This is a genomic window from Roseibium sediminis, from assembly GCF_008711325.1.
Lineage (GTDB): Bacteria > Pseudomonadota > Alphaproteobacteria > Rhizobiales > Stappiaceae > Roseibium > Roseibium sediminis.
Window position 1 is genome coordinate 1 of sequence record NZ_VXDB01000078.1, and the last position, 1,317, is coordinate 1,317.

General features: G+C 58.1%; 1 protein-coding gene. It reads right to left on the reverse strand.

Annotated features, from left to right (window positions below):
- Nucleotides 1-35 precede the first annotated feature (35 nt).
- Nucleotides 36-1,259: an IS256 family transposase gene (locus F0155_RS23120; protein WP_150526920.1), complete on the reverse strand. Its 1,224-nt coding sequence runs from the start codon at nt 1,257-1,259 to the stop codon at nt 36-38.
- Between the last annotated feature and the right edge of the window lie 58 nt (nt 1,260-1,317).

A 1,317-nucleotide genomic window follows, 5' to 3' on the forward strand; every position in this document is an offset into this window, starting at 1 on the left:
GAGACTGTGCAGATTTTTGTGCCCTGGCGCTTTGATTACGCCATTGGGAAGCGGTCTTCGAACATGATTGCAAGCTGGCTTTTCACGGCATGCCATTCACGCACGGAACGCTTCCATTCCTGAGACGTAGCATTCAGCGCTAGATAGATCAATTTCGCTGCCGCATCGTCACTCGGGAAGTGGCCCCTTGTTCGGACGGCCCGGCGGATTTTCGAGTTCAGCGCTTCAATGGCATTCGTGGTGTAAATCAGCCTACGAACCTCGGGTGGATAGTCGAGGAATGGGATCACCTCGTTCCAGGCCCGCCGCCAGCTTGGGCCGATCGCTGGGTATTTTGCGGCCAGATCGCTTTCCTCAAACTCGGTCAGCGCGACCTCTGCAGCCGCGGCATCGACAGCAGTGTAGACAGCCTTTAGAGCCTTCGCCACGGCCTTGCGGTCCTTGTAGCTGGCGAAGCTCATTGAGTGGCGCAGGAGGTGGACAATACAGGTTTGGATCTGGGTTTTTGGGAAAGCCGCCTCGATGGCCTGGGGAAAGCCCTTGAGCCCATCAACGACAGCAATCAGAATGTCCTGGACGCCCCGATTGCGCAGGTCGTTCAGCACCTTGGCCCAGAACTTGGCACCCTCATTGGCCTGGAACCACAGGCCCAGAACGTCCCGCGTCCCGTCCGGCAGGATCGCCAGGGCGACGAAGACCGCCTTGTTGCTGACGGCTCCATCGCTGCGGATGTTGACCCGGATCGCATCCATGAAGACGACCGGATAGCACGGCTCCAACGGCCGGTTCTGCCAGGAAGTGACCTCGTCCATGACCGCGTCGGTGATCGCCGAAATCAGGCTTGGCGAAGTTTCGACGCCATAGATCTCTTCGATATGACCCTGGATTTCCCGGGTCGTCATGCCGCGGGCGTACATGCTGATAATCTTGGTATCGAACTCCCGAAAACGTCGCTGATACTTGGGGATCAACAGAGGGTCGAAGCTGCCGTTGCGGTCGCGCGGAATGTCTAGAATGACCTTCCCGCTGTCCATTGTCACCGTCTTTTGGCTGCTGCCATTGCGCCTATTTGCCGGCTGGTTCGAACCTTCAGGCGGCGCATCGGAACGTTCCTCGCTCAGATGCGCGTCCAGTTCGGTGCTCAAGGCGCGTTCTGCCAGTGCCTTCGTCAGCTCCTGCAGAATCCCGTCCTTGCCGAACAGGTCGCCGGGTTGCCGACCTTCCATTAGTTGGTCCAAAAGGTCTTTGTCGATGCTCATACGCGGGTCTCCTCATCCGAGAGCTAACACGCCAGAGCACAAAATTCAGAATAGTCCC